Raw genomic sequence first — 19,567 nt, 5'->3', positions numbered from 1 at the left:
AATATTAATTTAAAACCTAATGAAAAACATGAATTTATTTTATTCTGATGCACTACTCAGGAGGAATATTCTGAGAGCTGCTACATTTGTTTTTCTTACTGCGGGGGCAAGTCCTATACTTGCCAGTACATCTGCAAGTTTAACAAAAGATGCTACCGAAATTGTACAGCAAACTGTTACAGTAACGGGAACTATTAAAGACAAGGATGGGGAGCCCATGATTGGGGTAAGCATTCTTGAGAAAGGAACAACAAACGGTTTGATTACAGACCTGAACGGGAATTTCAGATTGAACGTCAGAAGCAATCAATCGGTAATTGTAATTTCTTATATTGGATATAAAACACAGGAAGTTACAGTTGGTAACAACAGCAATTTAAGCATTACGCTGGAAGAAGACAGCAAACTTATTGACGAAGTAGTGATAATTGGTTACGGTACCCAGAAAAAAGGAGATGTAACAAGTGCGATTGCAAGTGTGAAGGCAGAAGACTTCTTGGTTGGTAACTTTCACAATGCAGGTGAACTGATGAAAGGTAAAGTGGCAGGGTTAACAATAACCAAACCTTCGGGAGACCCCGGCGCAGGAACAGAAATCAGTTTGCGTGGTATTGTATCTGTATCGGGTAATGCTGCTCCGCTTGTACTGGTAGATGGAGTCCCCGGTAGCCTTGAGACTATACCTACGGAAAACATTGCATCTATCGATGTATTGAAGGATGCTTCTGCTGCCGCTATTTACGGTACGCGTGGTGCAGGTGGTGTTATATTAATTACTACCAAAACAGGTTTGCGCGAACAGAAAGCTACTGCCACTTATTCAGGCTATGTATCATTCTCCAACTGGGCAAAAAAAGCAGATTTCATGACTGCAAAGGATATACGTGCAGGTAAAACGCAGTACAACGACGAAGGGTATGATACTGACTGGCTGAAAGCCGTTAGCCGCACAGCCGTTACGCAGAATCATAGTTTTAGTATAACCGGCGGGTCTAAATCAACTTCCTACTATGGAAATGTTTCTTATCGTGAGGCGGAAGGTGTAATGAAGAAAACCGGCAATGAAGATTTGAGTATGTCTTTCGACCTTAGCCACTGGATGCTCAACGATATGCTAAAGGTAAACTTGAATCTTGTATCCGACAACTATAAGTATGAAATCAATGATGCGGTTTACATATACCGTCAAGCGGTTATCCGCAACCCGTCATCTCCGATTTGGAATGAAGATGGTTCCTATAATGAACGTTCGCTGTTACAGTATTACAACCCGGTGTCATTGCAAAACGAAAATACCGGCGAGAATAAATCGCAGAGCACGCGTATGACCGGAAACATCACATTTGAGCCAATTAAAGGCTGGCAAACCAATTTAATGATTGCCACACACCAGAGTACCAGCAAGTCCGGCGCATATAAAACCAAATATCATACAACCACGGCTATAGGCAATCGTACGGGTGAAGCATCGTTGGGCGACTCTCATAACCGGACTGATTATCTGGAATTGACTTCTAAATACAACAATACCTTTAACAAGGTACATCGTTTGGAAGGTTTGGTGGGTTATAGCTGGTCGGAAAATGAATACGAAGGTGCTAGTATGTGGAACGCCAACTTCCCAACCGACTATTTCGGATACAACAACATCGGAGCTGGTGAATATCTTACTGATGGAAAAGCTACTATGTCCAGTGAAAAAAATCAATCCAAACTTATCGGATTCTTTGGTCGCGTTAGCTATGGTTATCATAATCGGTATAACGTGCTGGCATCTATTCGCTACGAAGGTTCTTCGAAATTCGGTGCTAACCATAAGTGGGGTGCGTTTCCTTCTTTATCTTTGGGATGGAACCTGCACAATGAGGCTTTTATGGAAAACACCAGCAACTGGTTGTCTAACCTTAAGTTGCGTGCCGGATATGGTATTACCGGTGTAATCCCTGCTGACCCTTATCTCTCAATTGTTCGTTATACATTTAGCGGAGGTAATTACTACAGAGATGGCAAATGGTCGAAAGGTTTGAAAGCCATATCCAATCCGAACCCCGAATTGAAGTGGGAAAAGGCTAAAGAGTTCAATGTTGGTTTAGACTGGAGCGTATTGAATGATCGTTTGGGAGGTACAGTAGACTATTACATCAAGAATACTTCGGATATGCTCTATGATTACCAGGTACCCAGCCCACCCAACTTACATACTTCAACAAAGGCAAACGTAGGTAAGATGCGCAATTCGGGTATTGAAATACTTGTTCGCGGAATTCCTGTTCAAACAAAGGACTTTGAATGGAACTCTACATTGACACTGCAACACAATACAAATAAACTGGTGAGCCTGTCTAATGACTTGTACCAAACAGAAAATGTTCTATGGTTGAGAGGTGTAGGCGACCCGGTGTCACAATATACACACAAGGTTGAGGTAGGTAAGAGTTTTGGTGAAATCTATTCGCTTAAGGCGGTGGGAGTATCAGAAGATACTGGTCTGTTTTTGATCGAAAATCCCCTTACAGGACAAGCAGCCGAGTTCTACCAAGAGATGCGTGACGACCGCGACGGTTGGTATCAACGTATGGGTAACGGTATTCCTAAAGTATCTATGGGATGGAACAATACATTCAGATATAAGAACTTTGACCTCATTTTGCAAACTACCGGACAATTCGGGTTCAAGATTATTAATCAGCAACGTGTGTTTTATGAAAACAATGCACATGCTTACAACAAATTGAAATCGGCAGCCGATAAGATTGGTGGCATCCGTTCGCTTTCTGCGCAACAAGTGCAGGCGGTGACTAGCTATTACATTGAAAACGGAGATTACTTCAAATTGACTAACATGACTCTTGGTTATACATTCGGCATCAAGCAGAATGCTTACATAAAAGACATCAGACTTTACGGTAGCATTGATAATGTATTTACAATCACCAAGTATAAAGGGTCAGATCCTGAACTCGGAAGTAATAACTTCTGGTATGCCGGTGTAGATGACCGCGACAAGTATCCTACGGTACGTTCGTTTACAGTGGGGCTTAATGTTACATTCTAATTCATTAAAGTATTTTGATTATGAAACATTCCATTTTTAAAAATATAGTTGGCATCCTTGTTGCCAGTTCGATGGCGTTTTGCGGCTGTACCGACCTTGACGAAAAAGTGTTCGGAGAGCTTCCCGGAGACGGAAGTTATGAATTTTCCCAAAATGAAATACAGGCACAATATGGTGTGATATATGATCGTCTTCGTGATATGTACGACGGTTGGGAAGGATACCAGGACATCAGTCAGGAGTGTGGGGATTTACTTATGACACCTTATCGTACTTACGGTGGCTGGGGCGCTCAATATGTGTCGCTGCACAAGCATGAGTTTCATTCCACAATTGCTCACCTCTATCGTCCATGGTATTCTTGTTATCAAGGTATAAACTCGTGTAACCAACTTCTCGATGACGAAACCATCAGCCAGAATGAAAAAGCAGTGGCAGAATTGCGCACATTCCGCGCCTTGTTTTATTACGTACTGTTCGATTTGTGGCGCAATATTCCAGTTACTACAACACTAAAGGTTCCCGATGGTTTTTCGCCTGAACAGGAAACTCCTCAATTCACCTATGATTTTATTGTAACAGAGGTGAAAGAATCCAAGCCGTTGCTAACAAAAGTAGCAGAAAAAGGACAAATCAACTATTACGGAGCGTGTATGTTGCTTGCCAAGATGTATTTGAATCACGATGCTTGGTTTCCCGATTCGCCCGACAACAAATACTATGGGTTAGCTATCGATGAGGTTAATGAAGTAATTAATGACGGTGTTTACACGCTTGCATCCAGTTATCGCGAACCATTCTCCGCAGCCGGAAGTAAAGAAAACATTTTTGAATTGATGTACGACAATAAGTATGCAGGTCATGGTACCAACCACTTCTGTAAATGGTTCCCGGCTGTGTGTAAAAACGTATTTGGTGTAACATTCGACCCATGGAATGGTAGTGCCTGTGTTCCCCAGTTCTTCAATTCTTACGATGCTGCTGATACCCGCAAGGCCGACACATGGAAATGGGGAGTACAAAGAGATACGCAAGGAAACATCATTTACGATAATGGTAAAGAGGTTAATTTAACACCCGAAGTTTGGGCTATCGAAAAGCCGGGTGCCGGCGATTACCAAGGTGCACGCTTGTGGCTTTACGAAATTCAGCCTGGCGATATAGGTACAAGTAATGATAATGTTCCTTTCTTCCGTCTTACCGATGCTTACTTCATTAAAGCTGAATGTCTTCTTCGCTTGGGAGGTTATAACGGTGAAACCGAGCAGGATGCAGCCGACATAGTAACAATGATTCGTCGCCGTGCATTTAAAGACAATCCCGAAAAAGCTGTTCGTACTGTTGCACAACTCAAGGGAGGTAGCGTATATGATTATGGATTGCGCGAAACACAAGGTGTTCTCGATGACGACAAGAACCTCACCCAGATTAATGTTATTGAAACCCACGAGGGAGGCGATGATATCATTCTTGGTGGATTGCTCGATGACCTTGCTTGGGAATTTGTGTATGAACACCACCGTCGTCAAGACTTGATACGTTTTAAAATGACTAATGGATGTAATGTGTTCAATGGTAAATCATGGTTCGGAAAGAGCGCTAACAGCAATCCAAACGACCGCCATCTGGATATATTCCCTATCCTGAAAGATAATCTGGATGCAAATCTTAAATTAATTCAAAACCCCGGTTATACAAAATAAGAAGACTATGAAAACAAAATTAATATATACATTGATGCTATGCAGTGCTTTGTTTATGGCATCTGCCTGCTCCAATGATTATGAGGATGCTTCAACACCTCATGTGTATGGACCCGATGAAAATCCGCCGGTCAAGAGTGATGCTGCTTCTACAGTATCCGGTGTTTATGAAATGCAAGCCGGTAGTGCTACACCCATATCACTGAATATCGACTTATACGAAGACGTTATCCAGAAAAAGCTCGGTATGACGGTTGATGAGTTACTTGCCAACATTGAGAAAGGAACAGTGGTGGTATGTCCCATTAACCCCTCCCGAAATGTTTGGAACAAGGCAAAAGCCAATATAGAAGGAAAAAAATACGGATGGTATGTTAACAAGTCTGGTAATGTGTGCAAGGCCGACGACAAAGCCTTATATGGCGCACTCGACTTTGATCCTGCATCGCGTTGCTTTAACTTCTATGCCGACGAAAATGCCGGTGGTGCATCCTCTATCGAAATTGGTTTTGCCATTAATGGTCCTAACTACAATACTGGTGTTCGCTTTGTTTTTGCTATCACCATTTACGACCGCAGTTTTGTATTTAAAAACGTAACAATCCCAGCAGGTGATTATAAGGCTTATGAACTTGACTTCAATGATGTGGCCGATAATATTGACTTTACGTTTGGTACGTCAGTGGCTAATTTTACAAGCGGCTTGAGCGATGGTACACTCAAATTGTACATGATGAATTTAGAAACGAACGCTTATGTGTGGGATGGAGAGTCGACAGCCAACAATGGCGGATACTGGTGTAACAACAACAACGAAATTTGCACATGGGGCGCCAGTGGTTTCTCTTACTTTATTGAACCTTGGATTGGCGACGACTCGGCTACTTTTGCTATTGGTCGTGCTCCCGGCATTGCATCCGGTACGGTCTTTTTGGTGAAGTTTGGTGTGGCAAGCAGTGACCGGGAAAAGATGCTGTCGTTCTTTATTACTGCAACTTTTGAATAATAATCAGCAAGGCATTGCTATTATGCCAAAAACATAATAGCAATGCTATAACTACTTAAAACTAGAAATATGAAATACAATATCCGACGTTATATTCACCTGATGGTTTCTGTGATAGCTGTAGGTGGGATGTCATTGCTTGCAAGCTGCGAGGATGATGACATGTCTAAGTCAAAGCCCGACTACGATCCTCGTTACAAGGGTACGATTGATGGATTCGGTACAGCCGATTACAATTTGGAGTCTGATACAAAAAACACTACAATCACTTTCAATTCCGATATGGCATGGACTGCTGCGATAATTGATAGCGAAGGGAATCCTTGCGAGTGGGCTTCAATCTCGCCAGAAAGTGGAGAAGCGGGGGAAGAACTGACTATTACGGTCACTTTAAAGGAAAATGAGGATATCTCCAATTCTCGTACAGCTACCGTAACCATATCTACCGAAAAGGGATCTTCCAGCTCGATATCCATTGCCCAGCACTATAAAGTACTCTACCTTGATCCTGCTGATATTAAGGATTACGATAAATATATATGTCCTGCTAGCGGCAATCCTCACTTTGAAAACGGGCCGGAATCTTTATTGCGCCATGATAGCTACTATTCGTGGCACCGCATGAAGCAGTCGGAACATTTCTTTGTGTTCTGGTCGCCCGAGTTTGGTGAAGATCCTAACTCAACCGAAAACCAAGCTAGTAATATGTGGGTGGATATTGATGATCTGCTTTTAAAAGCTGAGCAATACTTCGCTACCAATATAAACACCCTTGGTATGGCAGTTCTTGGAGAAGGAAAATCAATGCTCGACGACTACAAAATGCAAATTTATCTGATTTATCAAGACGAATGGTTGGCTACAGGTTCCGGTTACGATGACAAGATTGGAGCGCTTTGGGTAAACCCGGCCACTTGTCACCCTGTAGGTTCTACTATCGCTCACGAAATTGGTCACTCATTCCAATATCAGGTTTATGCCGACAAGGTGAACAAACAAGGTTACCCGGCAGACTTACATCATGGATTCCGTTACGGATTTGGTCCTGATGGAGCCGGAGGTTGTGCTTTCTGGGAACAAGGTGCACAGTGGCAAGCCCAGTTGGATTATCCGGAAGAGATGTTCGGTGGTCACCTAAGCGTGTTTAAGAAGAATTATCACCGTCACTTCAACCATGAGTGGATGCGCTATGCAAGCTACTGGTTACAGCATGTGTGGGTAGAGAAATATGGCAAAGAGGCTTACGGACGTATTTGGCGCGATTCGGAATTCCCCGAGGATCCTTTGCAGACTTACCAGCGCATCTATTGCAATAATGATTTGAATACCCTTTATGCCGATCTCTACGACTATGCTTCACACATGGTGTATTTTGATTTGAAGTTCGCCAATAATGAGAATAAGCCGGTAACTGTGCCCAGCTCTGTGAAAGGAGATTATAGTACAGATTTATATAAGATAGGCGACCTCGAATATCAAGTAGGCTATGAAAGCTGTCCCGGAACCACCGGATTTAATGTTATTGAACTGAAGGTACCTGCCTCTGGTACTACGATTTCTACCACAATCAATGCCATTGCTCCCGGAAGTGCTCTTGCTAAGGGTGATAAGGGGCAACAAGTAGATGGAGATGGAGCGGCTGTATCCAAGACTAAGAATTATAACGCTTCGGACAATGTTTCATCCGATTACCGTTACGGTTATGTAGCCATAGTAAATGGTACCCCAACCTATTCGGCAATGACTAAAGGAGCCAAAGGCACAGCTTCTTTCACCGTACCTGCAGGTACCAATGAACTCTACTTCGTGATAATGGCCGCTCCCGGCGAATACAATCGTCAATACTGGAACGACCTGGAAGCAGATGACGAGCAATGGCCTTACAGCATTAAAGTAAGTGGTACCGATGTAGCCAGCTATAACGAACTGGTTGAAATAGAGCTCGACCCGAATGCTACTCCTCAACATGTAAAAATGACCATCAATGTACGTGGTACTGCCGAATCGAGTTACGACTTTGCTCGCTACAACATTGCTTATTACGACAATGCAGCCATTTGTCATGCTTTCTGTCTGATGCCCGAAGATATAGATGAGATTTTCCATCACAGTTCCGAAGGTTTAGCTGAAGGAAAAATCTGTATGCGCCTGAAACTGACCGATGGCTCCTACAGCTACGATGATAACTGCGGAGGTGAGCTAGGTGGATTCTGGTGTAATGCAATTGGCGAGCCACAAGGTTGGGGAGAAAATGCACGTACCTATACCAAACTACACACAATCTCTGATATGGAAGTAGGCTTTATGCCGGGAACTATTACTGCCGGAGAAACCTATCCACAGATAGTTGAATTGGTTTATACCAAGGGTGGTCAAGAATATATAGCTACGCTTAACTTCAACTTTATAGTAGAGTAATTCTTGAGCAAAATAACTTTCTGAGCACTGTTTGCAAACAGTGCTCACATTCATGTTTAAATATTTGTTTACTTTTTGCATTACCTGTAATTTTAACCTGAATTATTCATATTGCAGAATGGAAGGAGAGCTATAACTCCTAAGGAGCAAAGCTCCTGATAACTCCCTTTAACTCCTTCCATTCTTGAGTATGAATAATGCAGGTTAGTGCATAATTTAAACAAATAAAAAACGATGAACGGATACACATTAATTCACAAAATGCGAAGTGCACGTAAACAATACAAATTTTCTGTAACCGCACAAGCACTCTATCATGAACTAGTGGCTATTTGCAACAACAAAAGATGGCCGAAAAGCTTTACTTACTCCAATGCAGCTTTGTGCAAAATTCTTTCAATCAGTGAACCAACTCTACAAAAAGCAAGATTATCATTAATCAATGCAGGGCTTATTTGTTTCCAGTCAGGAAAAGCCGATCACACCAAAAGCTCATACTCGTTTACTGCTGTAGATGAAGAAGTTAACGAAGTAACTACCAACTCAGATTTAGTGTCTACCGACTCAAATTTAGTAGTAACTACCAACTCAGATTTAGTGTCTACCAACTCAGATTTAGTTATAACTACTAAAGAAAATGAGGTTATACCAAAGAAAGAAAAAACTACCCAAACAAAAAAGGTAGTAACTACTAAAAAAGAGACAGACTATATAAAACATAATTATATAAAACTCTCCCCCTTAATCCCCCAAAGGGGAGAAAGTGAGTGTGAGATTTATTTAAGAATAAGAGATAAAATGCTAACTGATAAAAACTGGTTAAAATACGCAGCTAAACGTTTAAACCTTGATAATAGTATACCACCCGACTCTATCGATGATTTTCTTGGATTTATCATTGTTACGGGCGATATATATGCAATATCCAACATACGTGAAGCCAAAAGGCGTTTTTACTGTTGGTGGAGAAAGCACGGGTATAAGAAATGGTTATAACCAAGTGCAGAAAAGCAGGGACTTTTAGCTATAATAGTCTAAGGTTTTGGGCAAGAAACTTTAGATTTCCTTTTGGAAAACTTTAGAGTATTCTTTAAGAATGGAAGGAGTTAAAGGAGTTAAATCACTGAGTGCATTCGATTTAGCTCAGAGTATAACTTAGTTATGTTCGGAAGATCTCATTCGCCACGAAGTGGCAGGTTAGTTCAAGAATGTGTAAAAGCCCAATCGCTCTTTGCTTTAGTTACGAATTGTAAGCAATTACCCCGGCAGGGGTAATATGTGCATAACCCCGGGTGAGCAAAGCGTAACCCGGGGTATAACTCCTTGATTTTCTGAGCTCCGAAAGAGTTCAACCCTTTCAGGGCTGTTTTGAGTGGGGTTAGCCTACCCCGGGTTACGCTTTGCTCACCCGGGGTTATGCATAGTTAAAGCCCTTCGGGCTTATGTTACTTGAAAAAATGAATGATCACACTTTTTACACAGTCTTTAAAACAGACGAAAATTGATAAATAACTAATTAAAACAACATGAAAAAGAACATTCTTTTATCCTACATCTTTTGCAGCATCCTTGTACTACTCACAGGTTGCTCAAACAACGTTTCTATGCCATCAGGCAAAGCCATTTACATCCCTAAAGATCTTCAGAAAATGGATCTTAATGATCCCGAAAGTCAATGGAGTTACCACCGCATGGACTATACCGAAAACTTCGTTATCTTTTGGGAGAAAGGATTTGGTAAAGACCTCGCTAACCCACCCCAGTTAGATGGTCACGATATGAAAGTAAACCTTACCAACCTGAAAAATAAACTGGAACATTTTTATCAATACTTCCGCGATACCTTGCAATTCTCTAAACCGGGATCGAAGTGTGATAAATATCGTATGATGGTAATGATCAGTTACTCACTGGACGGTACTGCCTATGGCGGTGATTACGACAATGAGATTGGTGCCTTGTGGGTATCTCCCAACCGCATACAGGACGACAAACTAAACTGTATTTCCCATGAACTGGGTCATAGTTTTCAGGCACAGATTGGTTGCGACCAACAAGGCGATGCGTGGGGCGGCTGCGGATTCTTTGAAATGACTTCGCAATGGATGCTTTGGCAAGTAAACCCGGAATGGATAACCGATGAGAAGTATCACTGGGAAGCGTTTACAAAGAAAACACATCATGCATATTTGCATCTTACAAACATCTACCACTCTCCCTATATTCTGGAATATTGGGGCACAAAACATGGACTCCCTTTTATTGCAGAGCTATACCGCAAGGGTAAAATCGGGGAAGACCCGGTAATGACTTACAAGGAACTAACCGGAGTTAATCAGGAACAGTTTTGTGATGAAATGTTCGATGCATATCGGCACCTGATAAACTTCGACTTTGAACGTGTTTGGAAAGAAACCCGTCCGTATGCCAATCAATATACGTGTGAGTTGGAAGAAACAACACCCAAAGGATGGTACCGGGTTGCAGCATCCAACTGTCCGGAAAACTATGGATTCAATGCTATTCCGTTAAGCATTCCACCAAAAGGAAAAACCATTAAGGTCGAATTTCAGGGAGAAACAAATGCAAAAGGATATAACATTATAAATGCTGATAAAGCAGGCTGGCGTTATGGTTTTGTTGCCGTTACCGAAGATGGAGAATCTATTTACGGTGCTGCAAGCAGCGATAAGAAAGGCAGTATCAGTTTCACAGCACCCAAAGATTCTAAATTATCACACCTATGGCTGGTAGTAATGGGAGCACCTACGGAACACTGGATGAATCCCGGGCACGACGAGAAAGATGCTCAATGGCCGTATAGGATTAAGTTATAGATTCCTCTTCCACCATTGACACGATTTCCCATCCGCAAAACACTACAGTTATTAATTTAAGCTTGGCGTTACCAATAGTAGAAGTTACAATCTCGTCCGAGGCATATTTCAACAACTGTTCGCCAGCCTCCACTTCCATAGAGCGTGTCATAGCAACATCGGCACGCTTTATATATTTCACCTCCAGCAAATAGGCATATTCTATATCCACAAGCCGGGGATTGGGACGGAAGTAAAAGTCGGCATAGCCTTTACCCATTTCATATTCGGGCATTAGCTGATAGTAATTTGTCAAGCCCAGATATGCCAGTATGAAAGTCTTTACATGCGCTTCGCCATCCATAAACTGACGCAAGCGACTTTGCTTCTTCAACTCAGTGCCGATGTAAGTAAATACAGATTTCCAATCGCCACGGTAAGCCATATTTCTCATTAATCGGTTAAGTTCGTAAAAGTCAAGACTGAACGCATTGGCATCAACAAGGCCTTTCACCAGATATGTATACATCTGCTCGCGTACTGTGTGATTAGGAATACCAAGTTGGATATCTCCAAATTCGGTTCCTACTATTGTAACCAATCCAAAGTAATAGAGCAGCGATTTGAAATTGTCGGGTTTCAGCATCTCATCTACCGAAAAGCCATCACTAAGCACACCTGTGGTATAGCCCTTTTCTATAATCTCGCGAATAACGGAAAGGTTTGAACCAGCATCCAGTTCGTAGTCAGTTCTTATCAGATAGTGTAACTTATTGTAGTCAGTACGGATATTCTTGTCAACCATTTCATCGGGAGGAAAGCCTGACTCAATCAACCAATTGAGATAATAAAGTACCATGTCCGAGTTGTACATTGATTCTTGGCCATGACTGCGAAGAGCAAAGCAATAATTATCATACCAAGGTTTCATATCTTTTACAATTTCGTCTACTGTCATTGTTAACACGCCTTGCCCATAATAATATTCGAGCATCGTGCGTAATTCCTGTTCTGAGAATCCTACCAAACCATTAAACCAAGTGGCAGTTGTGTAGTTGGTGCCGATGTTAAAGCCAGACGTAACATCGTCCAAGGTAACAGGGCTTACCCCAGTGATAAACATACGTTCCAACGCCATGCCATTGCCAGTAGTAATGAGCTTGAGTACATTGAAAAAGTAGCGGTAAAAACCTTCGCCATGTGTAGCGTCTTTGTAGGCTTTGGTACCAATGTTGGCTAATATGGAGTTGGTAAAGTTGTCGTACTCGTCAATGATGAGGTAAATGCGCAAGCCCAAGCGGGTAGACTCGGTGTTTACATACTGCAACTTGTCGGTAGCAGTAGGTAGTTCAGTTAGTGTTTTACGAAACTCATTACCAAAGAAACGTTCGTAACGATCGGCAAACTCCTTGAATTGAAAAGCGCAATGACTCTCGAATGTACGTTGCATATTCTCTGGCTGTGTGTCTACACCCGAAAAGTTGAAACGTAGAATCAGAAACTTGGCCCGCAGGTCGGTAGGGTTCTGGAAAATCCATCGCTCGCCAAAGAGGGCTTTAAAGCGGTCTTCGCTTTCATTATTGATATCGTAATAAGCATCGAGCATGTTAAGCAGCAGACTCTTTCCAAACCGCCGTGGACGGATAAGGAAAAAATAAGAAACCGATCGCTCTATCTGGGGAATAAAGTGGGTTTTGTCTACATAATAATAATTACGGAGAGAAATGCGTTCGTAATCGCTTATTCCATAGGGAATGCTTTTTACATGCTGCGATATCATAATAACAACAATTTTTTCGAGTATATAGGCAAAGATACAATTTTTTCGGAAACAACTACTTGCTTGTGTTTTTAGTTTATTGCTTTTTATTTCTATCTTTGTTAAATTGAATATTCAGTATTGAAGCTGACAACTAAAATACCAATTAATGAGACAAGCAGAAGTATACATTAACAAAACACTAGCAGGAATATTAACCGAAACAGATGATCGAAAATATATCTTTAGATACACCGATCACTATTTCAATACTAAAAGCAGTAAAGTTGTTTCTGTGAACTTACCATTATCTCAACAAGAATATCATTCTGATTATTTATTTCCATTCTTTTTCAACATGCTTTCCGAAGGAGTAAACAAACAAAGATATTGCCGGTTATTTAAGATTGACGACAATGATGATTTTGGATTGCTTCTGGCAACAGCCGATGAAGACACTATTGGAAATGTTAATATCAAAAGAATAAAATAATGAAAGATATAACTGTATGCCCATCTACATTGAAAAAAGGACATAACACATATTGTCCGGCAGCAATTAAAGTTCTTTTTGAAGGAAAAGAAGTATCTCATATACTATCATTCAGCCTTGATGATGATGAAGAAGATCAAAATGATATGATTGAAGGAAAAATATCTGTTTCGGGAGTTCAGGAAAAACTATCGGCTGTGATTGATGGAAAAATGCTTCGACTAACACGCAAAGGAGAGCAAGGACAATATATTATTAAACCTGCACCAGCCTATCGTTTGCGTTTCCGGCATCACATACCAGCCAACGAACATCTAACTATGCAAATAGCCAAACAAGTTTATGGCATTCAAACAGCCGAGAATGGAATTATTTTTTTCTCTGATGGTCGGCCAGCTTATATTACCAAAAGATTTGACGTTTTACCTGACAATTCTAAAACTGCACAAGAAGATTTCGCATCGCTAATATGTAAAACAGCAATCACAGATGGAAAGGATTTTAAATATTCTGGTTCGTATGAAGATATAGCTATAAAAATTAAGGAGATTGTCTCTAACTGGCAAGTTGAAATAGAATACTTTTATAACTTGATATTGTTCAATTATCTTTTTTCTAATGGAGACGCACATCTAAAAAACTTTTCATTGCAAGCAACAGCCGATGGAGATTATATGCTCACACCTGCTTATGATTTAATGGATACTTCCATTCATACAGATGATACAGATTTTGCATTGGAAAAAGGATTATCCGAAAACATGGAGAAGTCGGATACATATATCCGTACCGGACATCCATGCGAGGCCGACTTTATAAACTTTGGCAAACTGATAGGAATACCTGAAAACCGTATTGACAATATTATTAGGAAATATTCAATGGAACAACCCCAAGTAGAATATCTTGTAGAATCATCTTTTTTAGGTGACAAACAAAAAAGAATGTATCTACAGAATTATAAAACAAGATTAGATAGATTTCGAAGAAAGGATATTGACTAAACAGAGCAGTTTTAGGACTATTGTTGCATAACATTATACTATTTCACTATCCTTTTTCTATGTTTTTCTATTCCTTTGCAACTCTAACAATAGAGTTAACGAAATATGAAAAACAATAGAAATTTAAGTTCAATCGTAGTTCTCCTACTATTGTTTATTGGTAGCACTCCCTTAACGGCAACCGGAAATGAACATGTACTTACCTCACCCAACGGGAAACTGAAAATCGAAATCAATACGGATAATCAGCTATCCTATCAGGTCACACACCAAAACAATATAATTCTCTCTTATTCTGACATAGGTATTGTTCTTGAAGATGGTACAGTTCATGGACAACAGCCACAAGTAACAAGCAAGAAGGTAAAAAAGACGGAGGATAACATTCGGTCACCTTTTTACCGCTTCAATCAGTTCATTGCCTCGGGCAATGAACTGAACCTGAAGTTCAAAGATGGCTTTGGCATCATCTTTCGTATTTACAACGAAGGAATAGCCTACAGATTCTACACTACACACAAACAAGATATAAGCATTAAAAATGAGATAGCTGGATTCAACTTTAACAATGATTATACCGCTTACCTCTCCCACTCCACCAACGAAAAAGAACCTTTCTCTATGGCTTTCCAGAATATATACGAAGCCAAACCTATTTCGCAATCGTCTAAGCAGATCGCCTTTCTGCCTGCTACAATAGATTTGGGCAACCAACTGAAAATGACTATCCTTGAGTCTGATCTTGAAGCCTATCCGGGTATGTTTCTGCAGGCTGACGGTACAAACCTGAAAGGAGTATTTGCCCCTCTGCCTGCCAGAACAGATTACTATCCCTGGCGCAAACAGGAATATATAACCGAACGTCAGGATATTATTGCCCGGACAGAAGGAACACGGCAATACCCCTGGCGAATACTGGCCATTACTGAAAGAGATATTGATATGCCGGTTAACAATCTGGTTTACACGCTTGCCTCCCCAAACCGTATTGGAGATTGCTCGTGGATTGAACCCGGCAAAGCTGCATGGGACTGGTGGAACGACTGGGGTAACTTTGATATCCCTTTCAAATCGGGCATTAACACAGAAACATACAAGTATCATATTGACTTTGCATCACGTTATGGATTGCAATATGTTATTCTTGACGAAGGATGGTATGAACCGAAAAGCGGTGATATGATGACTGTTGTTCCCGAAATAGACCTGCCTGCATTAGTTGAATATGCCAACAGCAAAGGGGTAAAACTCATTTTATGGACTGTTTTCAATGTGCTCGACGATCAATTGGAAAAAGCATGTGCATATTATTCCAGTCTCGGTATAGCCGGATTCAAAGTAGACTTCCTCGACCGTGATGACCAGAAAGCAGTAGAAATGGTTTACCGCATCGCCGAAGGAACAGCCCGCCATAAACTGCTATTGAACCTTCATGGTATATATAAACCTACCGGGCTAAACCGTACATACCCTCACATTGTAAACTTTGAAGGCGTATTTGGAATGGAAGAAGCCAAATGGAGTACCATTGAAAAGGATATGCCGCAATACGATGTAACCGTTCCGTTTATCCGCATGATGGCTGGCCCAATGGATTTTACCCCCGGAGCCATGAGGAATGCAACAAAACGTGATTTCAAGCCCATCTATAACAATCCAATGAGTCAGGGAACACGCTGTCACCAGCTGGCTATGTACATTGTGTACGACTCTCCGCTAACCATGCTGTGCGATGCACCAACCTTGTATCAAAAAGAAGATGCCTATACACGTTTCCTGTCCTCCATCCCGGTTGAGGTAGAGGAAACCTGCATCCTCGATGGAAAGATGGGCGAATATATAATCACCGTCCGCCGCAAAGAAAACTCGTGGTATATAGGCGGATTAACCAACTGGAACTCGCTGATGCTTACTGTTGATTTCTCTTTCCTGCCTAAAGGGAAGTTATACAAAGCAACCATATTTTGCGATGGCATGAATGCTGATAAACAAGCCTCCGATTATCAAACTTATACAAAGGAAGTAACAACAGAAACCCTGCTTGATATAAGGCTGGCTTCGGGGGGAGGGTTTGCAATACGTCTGGAAGAAGCGCTCGATTATGACCGGAAACCAGGCAATGTACCTTCTGCACTGGGATTATATCCATTTTATAAAAAGTATCTCGATGCTGATGGAATTCCCATCGTATCTTCAGAGAAAGTAAGAGACGAAGCATTGATGAGAGCATGCAGGGTAATAAACCAGATGTTATCTAAACGCCCGGATATTAAAAAATACATGGTAGAGAAAGGCTGTAAAGTAATGATTATCGGCGAAAAGGAAGAAGTTTGCGATATTCCCGAATATGCACACATCTGTGACACACCTGAGAATATAGCCTACTGGAATCGTCGCGCCCGCGGATTCGGCGGAGCACCTGAACATGAATTCAGTGCGAGCTGTGGCGAAGAGAATGTACTCGGATTACTTACCGATCGCTATCTGGGTGAAAGCATACTCGTACATGAGTTTGCGCATATCTTCCATCTGGTTGGTATTTGCGGAATAGAATCCGATTTTAATGATAAACTGGAAAACCTGCGACAAAATGCAATAGCCAAAGATTTATGGAAAGATACATACTGCATAACCAACAAAGAGGAATATTTTGCTGAAACGGTACAATCATTCTTCAATTGCAACAGGTATGTGGAAACAGCAAATGGTGTGCATAATGCAATAAATACACGTTGGAAGTTAAAAAAGTATGATCCGGATATGTATCAGTTCCTGTTGCAGTATCTTCCGGAGATTGATTTGGATTTAGAAAATAATCAAAAACATTAATAATGAAAAGAGTTTGAAACGCAGATTAACGCAGATTAACGCGGATATTTATTTAAATCTGCGTTAATCCGCGTTAATCTGCGTTTCAATATAAAGCCAAAAGTATGAAAAAGAAACTACTTCTTACAGCACTGACCTTCGCTCTGCTTGCACCCGCCGGCAAGGCTTGCGAACACTGTATCAAGGTACCTAACACAGTTCCTGCCAAAGTAAAGTACTTCGGAATAAAAGACGTACGGTTACTAGACAGTCCATTCAAAAACGCCATGACATTGAATGCCGAATGGATGCTTGAACTAGAACCCGACAGACTTCTTTCTAACTTCCGTAAGAACGCCGGACTCACACCCAAAGCCGAACCTTACGGTAGTTGGGAATCAATGGGGATTGCCGGACACACATTGGGACATTACCTTACTGCCGCCTCGCAACAGTATGCAGCAACTGGTGACGAACGTTTTAAGGAAAGAGTAGACTATATAGTTACCGAACTGGATACCTGCCAGATTAACTTTGTGAACGGCTTTATCGGCGGTATGCCCGGAGGCGACAAAGTTTTCAAAGAAGTAAAGAAAGGTATTATACGCTCCAAGGGTTTCGACCTGAACGGTATCTGGGTACCCTGGTATAATGAACACAAAACCATGATGGGGCTGAGCGATGCCTATCTGTTGGCAGGAAATAAAAAAGCCAAAGAAGTATTGATAAACTTGTCCGACTATCTGGCCGATGTAGTATCAACCCTGAATGACGAACAGATACAAACCATGCTGGATTGCGAGTACGGAGGAATGAACGAAGCCTTTGCACAAGTGTACGCCCTGACGGGTGATAAAAAGTATCTCGACGCATCTTATGTGTTTTACCATAAAAAGCTACAGGATAAACTGGCACAGGGAACAGATGCCCTTCAAGGTTTACACTCCAATACTCAAATACCTAAACTTATTGGAAGCGCCCGCCAGTATGAACTAACCGGAAATGAGCGCGACCGTAAAATAGCCGAATTCTCGTGGGAAACACTTGTTCATCATCATAGTTATGCCAATGGCGGCAACAGTATGGGCGAATACCTCTCAGTCCCAGATAAGTTAAGTGACCGTTTAGGCAGTAACACCTGTGAAACATGCAATACTTACAACATGTTAAGACTCACACAATTCCTGTATGAGTGGACAAACAACCCGCAATATATTGATTACTATGAACGTGCATTGTATAACCATATCCTTGCATCGCAGCATCCGGTAGAAGGTAGGGTATGTTACTTCCTGTCTCTGGGCATGGGCAGCAAGAAAGGTTTTGGCAGCAAAACGAATAACTTTAGTTGTTGTATGGGTAGTGGATTTGAAAACCATTCCAAATATGGTGGAGCCATTTACAGCCATGGAATAAACGAAAACGCTTTGTATGTAAACCTCTATATCCCTTCAGTTCTTACCTGGGAAGAGAAAGGTGTAAAACTAAGAATGGAAACCGATTACCCGGAAAAAGGAAAAATCTCTATCCGCCTCGAAGAATCACCCAAACAACAACTGGATATCAACCTGCGCTATCCCGGCTGGGCTACATCAGGAATAACCGTACAAGTAAATGGAAGTAAGCAAAAGATTAATAGTGAAGCCGGTTCGTACATAACCCTCAACCGTACATGGAAGAAGGGCGACAGGATAGAGATAGACTTCCCAATGTCATTGTACACCGTTGCCATGCCCGACAATGCCGACCGTCGCGCTGTATTCTACGGCCCATCAATAGTAGCCGGCGTTTTTGGTACGGAAGAGCGCAAGATGGGTGATATTCCCGTATTTGTAAACGAAGAGAAAAGTATGACTCAATATATTCAGCGCACCAGCGAGAAGCCTTTACGGTTTACAACCCTCGCTTCCGGTGGTCCTGATAATGTAACACTGATGCCTTTCTATCAGGTGTACGACCAGTACCAAACTGTTTACTGGGATGTGTACTCCCCTGATGAATGGCAAATAGTTGAAAAGGAACGCAAAGCCGAACTGGAACGTATTGCCAAACTGGATAAACGTACACTCGACTATATTGTTCTTGGCGAGATGCAACCCGAGCGCGATCATAATTTCGATGGTGAAAATACACGCTACGGCGAAGGCTATCTACGCAAATATCGCTACGCTTACGAAAATGGCTGGTTTGCCTTCGATGCCAAGGTGGCGAGCCAGGATCCGACTCAGTTACTGCTTACTTATTATGGTGGTGACACCCGCAGACCAACCTTTACTATTGAGATTGGGGATTGGAGCACACCAGTTACTTTTACCGAATACAAAGATGGTTTTGTTGAACATATTATTGATCTACCTGCGGAAGTAACACAGGGGAAAGATAAGATCAGGATAGTGTTCAAAGCCGATGATAAGAATAGGGTTAGTAATATTTATAATTGCAGGTTGATGAAGAAATAATATGAGTCCGTCACTCCGAACATAGTGAGGAATCTCTTGGGCTACG

11 protein-coding genes are annotated in these 19,567 nt (G+C 41.6%); 10 read left to right on the top strand and 1 reads right to left on the bottom strand.

Annotated elements, in window-relative coordinates; translation table 11 throughout:
• Positions 1 to 28: 28 nt before the first annotated feature.
• From D0T85_RS10210 to D0T85_RS10185, 6 genes are all read left to right on the top strand, one after another.
• Positions 29 to 3,055, top strand: coding sequence for a TonB-dependent receptor (locus tag D0T85_RS10210; RefSeq protein ID WP_163212919.1), 3,027 nt, complete (start codon positions 29 to 31; stop codon positions 3,053 to 3,055).
• 20 nt (positions 3,056 to 3,075) lie between these two features.
• Positions 3,076 to 4,758: a RagB/SusD family nutrient uptake outer membrane protein gene (locus D0T85_RS10205; RefSeq protein WP_163212917.1), complete on the top strand. Its 1,683-nt coding sequence runs from the start codon at positions 3,076 to 3,078 to the stop codon at positions 4,756 to 4,758.
• Positions 4,759 to 4,765: 7 nt separating this feature from the next.
• A complete protein-coding gene (locus tag D0T85_RS10200; RefSeq protein WP_163212915.1) occupies positions 4,766 to 5,764 on the top strand; it encodes a DUF4859 domain-containing protein in 999 nt (332 codons plus the stop codon).
• Positions 5,765 to 5,833: 69 nt separating this feature from the next.
• On the top strand, positions 5,834 to 8,182 hold the full coding sequence (locus tag D0T85_RS10195) for a DUF6055 domain-containing protein (protein ID WP_163212913.1): 2,349 nt from the start codon (positions 5,834 to 5,836) through the stop codon (positions 8,180 to 8,182).
• A gap of 234 nt (positions 8,183 to 8,416) precedes the next feature.
• The gene (locus D0T85_RS10190) at positions 8,417 to 9,178 is read left to right on the top strand and encodes a helix-turn-helix domain-containing protein (RefSeq protein ID WP_163212911.1); all 762 of its coding nucleotides are present in this window, start codon (positions 8,417 to 8,419) and stop codon (positions 9,176 to 9,178) included.
• A 608-nt stretch (positions 9,179 to 9,786) separates the two neighbouring features.
• Positions 9,787 to 11,019, top strand: coding sequence for a DUF6055 domain-containing protein (locus tag D0T85_RS10185; protein ID WP_370459950.1), 1,233 nt, complete (start codon positions 9,787 to 9,789; stop codon positions 11,017 to 11,019).
• Here the strand turns inward: D0T85_RS10185 and D0T85_RS10180 are convergent.
• Entirely contained in the window at positions 11,009 to 12,778 is a 1,770-nt protein-coding gene (locus D0T85_RS10180; RefSeq protein ID WP_163212907.1) for an ATP-binding protein, read from the bottom strand. The genes D0T85_RS10185 and D0T85_RS10180 overlap by 11 nt on opposite strands.
• Positions 12,779 to 12,926: 148 nt before the next feature.
• Here D0T85_RS10180 and D0T85_RS10175 point away from each other — a divergent pair, with 148 nt between their 5' ends.
• From D0T85_RS10175 to D0T85_RS10160, 4 genes are all read left to right on the top strand, one after another.
• The gene (locus D0T85_RS10175) at positions 12,927 to 13,250 is read left to right on the top strand and encodes a HipA N-terminal domain-containing protein (protein ID WP_163212906.1); all 324 of its coding nucleotides are present in this window, start codon (positions 12,927 to 12,929) and stop codon (positions 13,248 to 13,250) included.
• Complete coding sequence (locus D0T85_RS10170; RefSeq protein ID WP_163212904.1) at positions 13,250 to 14,254, top strand: type II toxin-antitoxin system HipA family toxin; 1,005 nt, start codon at positions 13,250 to 13,252, stop codon at positions 14,252 to 14,254. Before D0T85_RS10175 ends, D0T85_RS10170 begins: the two co-directional genes overlap by 1 nt.
• Positions 14,255 to 14,359: 105 nt before the next feature.
• Positions 14,360 to 17,083: a glycoside hydrolase family 97 catalytic domain-containing protein gene (locus D0T85_RS10165; protein WP_163212902.1), complete on the top strand. Its 2,724-nt coding sequence runs from the start codon at positions 14,360 to 14,362 to the stop codon at positions 17,081 to 17,083.
• 104 nt (positions 17,084 to 17,187) lie between these two features.
• Positions 17,188 to 19,521, top strand: a complete 2,334-nt coding sequence (locus D0T85_RS10160) for a glycoside hydrolase family 127 protein (protein WP_163212900.1) — start codon at positions 17,188 to 17,190, stop codon at positions 19,519 to 19,521.
• Positions 19,522 to 19,567: the final 46 nt, after the last annotated feature.

Origin of the sequence: Bacteroides sp. 519, assembly GCF_010500955.1 — a bacterium.
GTDB lineage: Bacteria > Bacteroidota > Bacteroidia > Bacteroidales > Bacteroidaceae > Bacteroides.
Note: the sequence above shows the minus strand (reverse complement) of the source record. Positions and strands in the feature narration are given on the sequence as shown.

Excerpts from the sequence above, each read along its gene's own strand:
- D0T85_RS10205 (WP_163212917.1), top strand. The coding sequence starts at position 3,076 with ATGAAACATTCCATTTTTAAAAATATAGTTGGCATCCTTGTTGCCAGT.
- D0T85_RS10180 (WP_163212907.1), bottom strand. The coding sequence starts at position 12,778 with ATGATATCGCAGCATGTAAAAAGCATTCCCTATGGAATAAGCGATTAC.
- D0T85_RS10200 (WP_163212915.1), top strand. The coding sequence starts at position 4,766 with ATGAAAACAAAATTAATATATACATTGATGCTATGCAGTGCTTTGTTT.
- D0T85_RS10175 (WP_163212906.1), top strand. The coding sequence starts at position 12,927 with ATGAGACAAGCAGAAGTATACATTAACAAAACACTAGCAGGAATATTA.
- D0T85_RS10170 (WP_163212904.1), top strand. The coding sequence starts at position 13,250 with ATGAAAGATATAACTGTATGCCCATCTACATTGAAAAAAGGACATAAC.
- D0T85_RS10195 (WP_163212913.1), top strand. The coding sequence starts at position 5,834 with ATGAAATACAATATCCGACGTTATATTCACCTGATGGTTTCTGTGATA.
- D0T85_RS10165 (WP_163212902.1), top strand. The coding sequence starts at position 14,360 with ATGAAAAACAATAGAAATTTAAGTTCAATCGTAGTTCTCCTACTATTG.
- D0T85_RS10190 (WP_163212911.1), top strand. The coding sequence starts at position 8,417 with ATGAACGGATACACATTAATTCACAAAATGCGAAGTGCACGTAAACAA.
- D0T85_RS10210 (WP_163212919.1), top strand. The coding sequence starts at position 29 with ATGAATTTATTTTATTCTGATGCACTACTCAGGAGGAATATTCTGAGA.
- D0T85_RS10185 (WP_370459950.1), top strand. The coding sequence starts at position 9,787 with ATGCCATCAGGCAAAGCCATTTACATCCCTAAAGATCTTCAGAAAATG.
- D0T85_RS10160 (WP_163212900.1), top strand. The coding sequence starts at position 17,188 with ATGAAAAAGAAACTACTTCTTACAGCACTGACCTTCGCTCTGCTTGCA.